General features: G+C 59.6%; 5 protein-coding genes and 1 riboswitch. Of the genes, 4 read left to right on the forward strand and 1 reads right to left on the reverse strand.

Annotation, left to right across the window (positions count from 1 at the left end; genetic code table 11):
• Nucleotides 1-84 precede the first annotated feature (84 nt).
• Nucleotides 85-492 (reverse strand): hotdog domain-containing protein, encoded by a 408-nt coding sequence (locus QMX93_RS29120; RefSeq protein ID WP_007913723.1) that lies wholly within the window; start codon nt 490-492, stop codon nt 85-87.
• A 198-nt stretch (nt 493-690) separates the two neighbouring features.
• A riboswitch (S-adenosyl-L-homocysteine riboswitch) is annotated at nt 691-789 on the forward strand.
• 23 nt (nt 790-812) lie between these two features.
• Between QMX93_RS29120 and ahcY the strand changes: the two genes are divergently transcribed.
• From ahcY to QMX93_RS29140, 4 genes are all read left to right on the forward strand, one after another.
• The gene (ahcY, locus tag QMX93_RS29125; RefSeq protein ID WP_159811865.1) at nt 813-2,222 is read left to right on the forward strand and encodes an adenosylhomocysteinase; all 1,410 of its coding nucleotides are present in this window, start codon (nt 813-815) and stop codon (nt 2,220-2,222) included.
• A gap of 159 nt (nt 2,223-2,381) precedes the next feature.
• Nucleotides 2,382-3,227, forward strand: a complete 846-nt coding sequence (gene metF / locus QMX93_RS29130; protein WP_053124662.1) for a methylenetetrahydrofolate reductase [NAD(P)H] — start codon at nt 2,382-2,384, stop codon at nt 3,225-3,227.
• Nucleotides 3,228-3,420: 193 nt separating this feature from the next.
• The gene (locus QMX93_RS29135; RefSeq protein ID WP_053124655.1) at nt 3,421-4,233 is read left to right on the forward strand and encodes a transporter substrate-binding domain-containing protein; all 813 of its coding nucleotides are present in this window, start codon (nt 3,421-3,423) and stop codon (nt 4,231-4,233) included.
• Nucleotides 4,234-4,455: 222 nt separating this feature from the next.
• Nucleotides 4,456-6,336, forward strand: coding sequence for a DEAD/DEAH box helicase (locus tag QMX93_RS29140; protein ID WP_053124657.1), 1,881 nt, complete (start codon nt 4,456-4,458; stop codon nt 6,334-6,336).
• Nucleotides 6,337-6,491 lie beyond the last annotated feature (155 nt).

Below are 6,491 nucleotides of genomic sequence, written 5' to 3' on the forward strand. Positions count from 1 at the left end.
GCCGAAGGCTGCGATCTTTTGATCTTGCCTCTATAAAACAAGATCAAAAGATCGCAGCCTTCGGCAGCTCCTACGGGGCTCGCATTACTCGCTGACTAACTCATCTTCCTGAAACTGGTCTTTCACATATTTGATTTCAGTGCGGCCATGCGGTGCCGGCAAGCCGTCTTCGCCGAGGTTCACGAAGACCATCTTCTCAACGGTCAGAATGCTCTTGCGGGTGATCTTGTTGCGCACTTCGCAGGTCAGGGTAATCGAGGTGCGACCGAACTCGGTGGCGGTGATGCCCAGTTCGATGATGTCGCCCTGGCGCGAGGCGCTGACAAAGTTGATTTCGGAAATGTACTTGGTCACCACGCGCTGATTGCCCAACTGCACGATCGCGTAAATCGCCGCTTCTTCGTCGATCCAGCGCAACAGGCTGCCACCGAACAGGGTGCCGTTGGGGTTGAGGTCTTCGGGTTTTACCCATTTGCGGGTGTGGAAATTCATCTTCACTCCTGAGTGTCTTGCCGAACGATGGGCGGTATCTTGGCAGACTGAGCGGTCATGCTCCATGCGGCTTCGACTATGGTCGCCATTAGCGATCTTCATTTGGCCGACAGAAACCCTTTGGAAGATCAGTCTAGACGGCTATAATCGCCCCCGTTTCAAAACGGTCATCTTCAATTGATACCGTTTTCCCGCCACCTGTCCGAGGGGCGCTGCAGCAGGTTCAACCTGTCAGGCTCGGATGGGGCGTTGACTGGCCACGGCCGGACACTAAACGCACAACGGCGCCCATTCGCATACATTACGAATGGAGGCTCTTCATGAGCGCTGTTATCACGCCTGCAGATTTTAACGATTACAAAGTTGCCGACATGTCCCTGGCTGCCTGGGGTCGCCGCGAAACCATCATCGCCGAATCGGAAATGCCGGCTCTGATGGGTCTGCGTCGCAAGTACTCCGGCGAACAGCCGTTGAAAGGCGCCAAGATCCTCGGCTGCATCCACATGACCATTCAGACTGCCGTGCTGATCGAAACCCTGGTTGCCCTGGGTGCCGAAGTACGCTGGTCGTCGTGCAACATTTTCTCGACTCAGGATCAGGCTGCTGCCGCTATCGCTGCTGCCGGCATCCCGGTTTTCGCCTGGAAAGGCGAGACTGAAGAAGAGTACGAGTGGTGCCTGGAACAAACCATCCTCAAGGATGGCGCGCCATGGGACGCCAACATGATCCTCGACGACGGCGGCGACCTGACTCAGTTGCTGCACGACAAGTACCCACAAGTACTGGATCGCGTACACGGCGTGACCGAAGAAACCACCACCGGCGTACACCGTCTGCTGGACATGCTGGCCAAGGGCGAACTGCGCATCCCGGCCATCAACGTCAACGACTCGGTAACCAAGTCCAAGAACGACAACAAGTACGGCTGCCGTCACAGCCTGAACGACGCGATCAAGCGTGGTACTGACCACCTGCTGTCCGGCAAGCAAGCGCTGGTCATCGGTTACGGTGACGTGGGCAAGGGTTCGGCTCAGTCCCTGCGTCAGGAAGGCATGATCGTCAAGGTTTCCGAAGTTGACCCGATCTGCGCCATGCAAGCGTGCATGGACGGTTTCGAACTGGTGTCGCCGTTCATCGACGGTATCAACGACGGTTCCGAAGCGAGCATCGACAAAGCGCTGCTAGGCAAGATCGACCTGATCGTGACCACCACCGGTAACGTCAATGTTTGCGACTCGAACATGCTCAAAGCTCTGAAGAAGCGCGCCGTTGTCTGCAACATCGGTCACTTCGACAACGAAATCGACACCGCTTTCATGCGCAAGAACTGGGCATGGGAAGAAGTGAAGCCACAGGTACACAAGATCCACCGTACCGGCCCGGGCGCTTTCGACGCGCAGAACGACGACTACCTGATCCTGCTGGCCGAAGGCCGTCTGGTGAACCTGGGTAACGCCACTGGCCACCCAAGCCGCATCATGGACGGTTCGTTCGCCAACCAGGTTCTGGCGCAGATCTTCCTGTTCGACCAGAAGTACGCCGACCTGTCGCCAGCCCAGAAAGCCGAGCGTCTGACCGTTGAAGTACTGCCGAAGAAACTCGACGAAGAAGTGGCCCTGGAAATGGTTCGCGGCTTCGGCGGCGTGGTCACCCAACTGACCAAGCAACAGGCTGACTACATCGGCGTAACCGTCGAAGGCCCGTTCAAGCCGCACGCTTACCGCTACTAACAGGCGCTGACTGCTCGCTTTCCCTGTGGGAGCGAGCCTGCTCGCGAAGGCGGCGTATCATTCAACATCCGTGTTGTCTGACCCAGCGCTTTCGCGAGCAGGCTCGCTCCCACACGGGACTGCAGCGCCTCGAAGGTTCTTGTTTCCAAGGGTATGACCATGTCCCAAGACCGTCGCTACAGCTTCGAGTTCTTCCCGACCAAGACCGATGCTGGGCATGAAAAACTGCTCGCCACTGCCCGTCAGTTGGCCACTTACAACCCTGATTTCTTTTCCTGCACCTATGGCGCTGGTGGTTCGACCCGTGATCGCACCCTCAACACCGTTCTGCAACTGGAAAGCGAAGTCAAAGTACCGGCCGCACCGCACCTGTCGTGCGTCGGCGACAGCAAGGACGACCTGCGCGGCCTGCTGAACGAGTACAAGGCTGCCGGCATCAAGCGCATCGTCGCCCTGCGTGGTGACCTGCCGTCCGGCATGGGCATGACCAGCGGTGAGCTGCGTCACGCCAATGAACTGGTTGAATTCATTCGTGAAGAAACCGGCGATCATTTCCACATCGAAGTCGCCGCTTACCCGGAGATGCATCCGCAAGCACGCAACTACGAAGACGATCTGGCCAACTTCGTGCGCAAAGCCAAGGCTGGCGCCGACAGCGCGATCACCCAGTACTTCTTCAACGCCGACAGCTACTTCTACTTTGTCGACCGTTTGCAGGCGCAGGGTGTCGATCTGCCAATCGTGCCGGGGATCATGCCGATCACCAACTACAGCAAACTCGCACGCTTCTCCGACGCCTGCGGTGCGGAAATTCCGCGCTGGATCCGCAAGCAACTGGAAGCCTACGGCGATGACACGCAAAGCATTCAGCGCTTTGGCGAGCAAGTCGTCAGCGAGATGTGCGAACGCCTGTTGCAGGGCGGCGCACCGGGGCTGCACTTCTATTCCATGAACCAGGCTGAACCGAGTCTGGCGATCTGGAATAACCTGAAGTTGCCTCGTTGAAGCAGCTGCAAGCTTCAAGCTGAAAGCGACAAGCAAGATCAAAAGATCGCAGCCTTCGGCAGCTCCTACATTGAGATTTCGTATCCCGTGTAGGAGCTACCGCAGGCTGCGATTTTTTGCTTTTAAACGCCCGAAACAGAGCATCTGCTGCCACCTTCTGGCTCTTTCGCGTTTCTCGTCGTAATCTCAAGCCATGCCCTTGATCACACAGTTATTCGCCGTGCTGGTTTTTGCTTGCCTGAGCTTCGCTGCTCGAGGCGAGAAGTTGCGTATTGTCACCGAGCCGTGGGCGCCTTACGTCTACGAAGAGAACGGCAAAAACCTCGGGCTCGACTACGAAACCACCGCCATTGTCTTCAAACGACTGGGCATCGAAGTCGAATGGCAGTTCCTGCCATGGAAGCGTTGCCTGTCGATGCTCGAAACCGGTCAGGCCGACGGTGCGCTGGATATCTTTCACAGCGATGAGCGCGACGCCACCCTGCTCTACCCGAGCGAACCGTTGTCGGACGTCGAGTTCGTGATGTTCTACGCCAACGATCGACCGCACCCGTTCAGCACACTCAAAGAACTCAAAGGCCTGACCATCGGCACCTCGCCGGGCTATCTATATAGCCCCGACTTCAGCAGTTCGACTCTGTTTACCCGCGAACCCGCGCCGACCCACGAAGCCAACTTCGGCAAACTGGTGCGTGGTCGTATCGACTTGCTGATCACCGATCGCCGCGTCGGTCAGCACTTGCTCGATGAACTGGATATCCGCAATCAGATCACTGAAAACCCGACCGTGATTAGCCGCCAGAGCCAGTTTTTAGCAGTTCGGCGCAATGCTGGCATGGATTTACTGGTGCAGCGTTTCGGTGCCGAGCTCAAGCGTTTCAAGCGCGAACCGGCCTACGCCGAGCTAAGCGCGCGCTACGGCGCGGCCCCGTCCGATGTCGCGCCGCTGGGCAATGCGTCGGCCAGCCGCAAAACCGTTGAGCAGCAGGAAAGCAGCGCGCAGTGATTGCTCTGTTATACTCCGGCGTTCCCGCCAGGCTCACGCCCGGACGCCCGGAACCGTAAAAGGCCTCTCGACCCGCTACAGCGCAGCTTCCCAGCCCGCGCGAGCACTCCAGACGTGCCTTCGGAACCGCAGCAGGACCGGACGGGATTGCGTCCTCTTAAACGTGATTCGCGCCAGGCAAGACTCCCATTGGGCCAAGCCCTAACTAAAACAGGATTACTCATGTCCTTTGCTTCCCTCGGTCTCTCCGAGGCTTTAGTCCGCGCCATCGAAGATGCGGGCTATACCGAGCCTACTCCGGTGCAACAGCGGGCCATTCCCGCCGTGTTGCAAGGTCGCGACCTGATGGTGGCGGCTCAGACAGGTACCGGTAAAACCGGCGGTTTCGCCCTTCCGATCCTGGAGCGGTTGTTCCCCAACGGTCACCCGGACAAATCCCAGCGTCATGGCCCGCGCCAACCGCGCGTACTGGTCCTGACCCCGACCCGCGAACTCGCGGCCCAGGTACACGAGAGCTTCAAGATCTACGCCCGTGACCTGAAATTCGTCAGCGCCTGCATCTTCGGCGGCGTCGGCATGAACCCACAGGTTCAGGCCATGTCCCGTGGCGTTGACGTGCTCGTCGCCTGCCCGGGTCGTTTGCTCGATCTGTGTGGCCAGGGCAGCGTTGACCTGTCCCACGTGGAAATCCTCGTCCTCGACGAAGCCGACCGCATGCTCGACATGGGCTTCGTGCACGACGTGAAGAAAGTTCTCGCACGTCTGCCGTCCAAGCGTCAGAACCTGCTGTTCTCGGCGACGTTCTCCAAGGACATCACCGACCTCGCCGGCAAGCTGCTGCACAACCCGGAACGCATCGAAGTGACGCCGCCGAACACCACGGTCGAGCGCATCGAACAACGCGTCTTCCGTCTGCCGGCCAGCCACAAGCGTGCGCTGCTGGCGCACCTGATCACCGCCGGCGCGTGGGAACAGGTGCTGGTCTTCACTCGCACCAAGCACGGCGCCAACCGTCTGGCCGAATACCTGGACAAACACGGCCTGCCGGCTGTGGCGATCCACGGTAACAAGAGCCAGAACGCGCGCACCAAAGCGCTGGCCGACTTCAAGGCCAACCAGGTTCGCATTCTGGTTGCGACCGACATCGCCGCACGCGGTCTGGACATCGATCAGTTGCCACACGTGGTCAACTTCGAACTGCCGAACGTCGATGAAGACTACGTTCACCGTATCGGCCGTACGGGCCGTGCCGGTCGTTCGGGCGAGGCGATTTCGCTGGTCGCACCGGACGAAGAAAAACTGCTGAAAAGCATCGAACGCATGACCAAGCAGAAAATCGCCGACGGCGACCTGATGGGCTTCGATTCGAGCACCATTGAAGCCGAGAAGCCGGAAGTGCGTGAGCGTCCGGACGTGCGTAACCCGCGCAATCCACGTGGCCCACGCGGCGACGGGCCGAATGGCGGCGGCGGTGGCGGCGGTCGTAAAGACAAAGGCAAAGACAAGGGCAAAGAGAAGCCGGCCGGTGAACGTGGCGAGCGCCCTGCCCGTCAGCAGAAACCGCGCGAAGGCACCCCGGCCCGTGAACAGCGTCCAAGCCAGCCGCCACGTGCGGCAGCTGATCGTGCGCCGGACGAGTTCCTCGATGACGATGTGGATAACTTCGGTAACCGCGTTGACTACGTGCCCAAGCCGGCTCCGGCTGGCGGTCGCGGCCGTCGTCCAGGCGCACCGGCTCAAGGTGCAGGCGCAGGTTCGGGCGCACCTCGTGGCGGTCAGCCACAAGGTCGCCAGAACGGCCCGCGCAACAGCAACGGTTCGAGCACCGGCACCCCGCCAGCCAAACGCAGCGGCCCGCGTAACGGCGCACCGCGTGATGGTCAGCCGGCGCGTCGCGATGACGCTTCGTCCTCGCGCAACCGCCGTCCGGCCCGTGACGATCAGCCACGCAGCGAGCCAGCCGTGCAAAACCCGCGCAGCACTGGCCCGAAGATCATGCACAAGGAATCGAAAGCCGACCGCTTCCCGACACCTGAGCAGCTCGATCAACTGCCAAGCCGCCCACGTGGCGAAAAACCAGCCTTGCTGACCCGCAATCGCTGAGTTAACGCAGCAATGAAAAATGCCCCGCCTCGAAAGAGCCGGGGCATTTTTTATGGACGACCCAAACCCGCTTTCTGTAGGAGCTGCCGAAGGCTGCGATCTTTTGATCTTGATCTGCAAAAAAGCCAGGATCAAAAGATCGCAGCCTTCGGCAG

Origin of the sequence: Pseudomonas sp. PS01303, assembly GCF_029959385.1 — a bacterium.
Taxonomy (GTDB): Bacteria; Pseudomonadota; Gammaproteobacteria; order Pseudomonadales; family Pseudomonadaceae; genus Aquipseudomonas; species Aquipseudomonas rustica.